Genomic DNA, 1,920 nt, shown 5'->3' with positions numbered 1-1,920 from the left:
CCTTTATAACAGCTTCTGGTTTTATACATTCTTTTATAAATTCCTCTGAAACATGTTTACAAGTTATTTCTCCATTTTCCTCTAATTTTTCTAATATATCATTCATTAAAGTATATGTATGGTTAAACTTTAAGTCCCAACAACGTCTTCTCATTCCACAATCTTTACATTGATCATTGTGTATCATATCTACAATACTAGCTATATCTCTTTGATCAACAACCTTTTCTCTTTCTCTTATCTGATCAAAGGTATCTGCTAAACTGTTATAAGCTTTATTCATATCCATAAGCCTATTGTTAGTTAAATTTCTACTTCTCATTATATAGTCATAAACAACTTCATTTGAACTTATATTAATCTTTATTATTTTTTCTATATTATTAAAAAATTTATCTGGTAAAACCAATACAATTAAACTCGCTATTAATATATCTCTTAATTGAGTTAAATTTGAGCCTATTCCAGAAGTATATGCATATAATATCAGCCAACTTAATATATATCCTAATATACAGAAATATTTATTAATCTTATTAAATGCACCACTTACAAGACCTGCAAAAGAAAATATACCCATATATATAGCTGATGTTACGTTATTAATGATAAATGCTATACCAACTATAACCCCAGATGTTGATCCCATGGAAGAACCACCTAAAATAGACGCTATTAAAATTAACATAGTTGATAAAACCATTCTTATGGATATGCCTATAACAGACAAGTCCCCTATACCCATTATGCTAAATGTAACTAGCAAACTTATAGATATAGTTTCTTCTATGTTGACTGCGATTTTATTATTTGAATTTGTTAATAATCCAATTCCATATGAAAAAATATAAACTGCTATAAACATAATTATGCCTTCCATACTGGCGATAAATATGTCATATATATATCTACTTGACAATAAAGCTTGTCCTATTGATATAGGCAACACTACCAATGCTCCTATTAAAGATACCTTCCATACAGAATCTATCCTTTTTATCTTTTTATTGATAAACATAAAAATAATTAAACATAAAGAATACTTAATCATATAGGGCATGCTATTTGTAGATAGAAATATACCTAGTAACGTAGATATAAATACAGGTATTCTATATCGTTCCATCTTTGATATATATAAGAAAAATGCTATACCTAGTGGAGCTATGGATCCAATCAATATAGATCTACTTAATAAGAAACCTATTATAGCAAACATTACTGTATTGAAATCAATATATTTACTTATATTTACATAATTTAAATTTATACTCTTACCTTTTATACTTACTGCACTTTTCTCCATAAAGATCCCCCTCTTTTGTTTATATTGAAATTGTAGCAAAGAAGGGGGATTGTTTTTTGTCATAATGGGTTTCCATAACTCTAAAATATTAAGACATTTTTCTTGACTTTTGACACATTAAGCCTTCCAAATTATCGTATTCACTTACGGTTATGTTTTCTATTTCTAGCTTTTTCATTACTATGTCTAATATTTTTACACCAGCAGTTATAATATCCGCTCTTTTAGGCTGTAGCCCTTTTAAGTGCTTTTTATCACTTAATGTCATGTTTTTTAAACTTTGTAGAATTGTTTCTATATCTTTTTTGCATATTTTACTATTATGTATTTTTTCCATAGAATAAATCTCTAGCTCTTGATTCATTGCACATAAAGAAGTTATAGTTCCACCTATACCTACAAGTTTTTTTATTTTCTTTTCTTTTATATAATTTAAAGTATCATTTATTTCATTTTTTATAAATGCTGATACCTCTCTAAATTCATCTTCATTAATAGGATCAGATTTCAAGAATTTCTCAGTCATTCTTAAAGCTCCTACATTTTCACTTTTAGCAAACTTTATTCCTTCTCTATCACCTATAATAAACTCAGTAGAGCCTCCTCCTATATCT

Annotated in this window: 2 pseudogenes; both read right to left on the bottom strand. The window is 27.2% G+C overall.

Features of this window, described 5'->3' with window-relative positions:
- A pseudogene (locus VLM92_RS11195) lies at window positions 1-1,306 on the bottom strand (stage II sporulation protein E); the annotation flags it as partial.
- A gap of 88 nt (window positions 1,307-1,394) precedes the next feature.
- A pseudogene (locus tag VLM92_RS11190) lies at window positions 1,395-1,920 on the bottom strand (Ppx/GppA family phosphatase); the annotation flags it as partial.

Origin of the sequence: Romboutsia sp., from assembly GCF_035470145.1 — a bacterium.
GTDB lineage: Bacteria > Bacillota > Clostridia > Peptostreptococcales > Peptostreptococcaceae > Romboutsia_D.
This window is presented reverse-complemented; position numbering and strand designations above follow the sequence as displayed.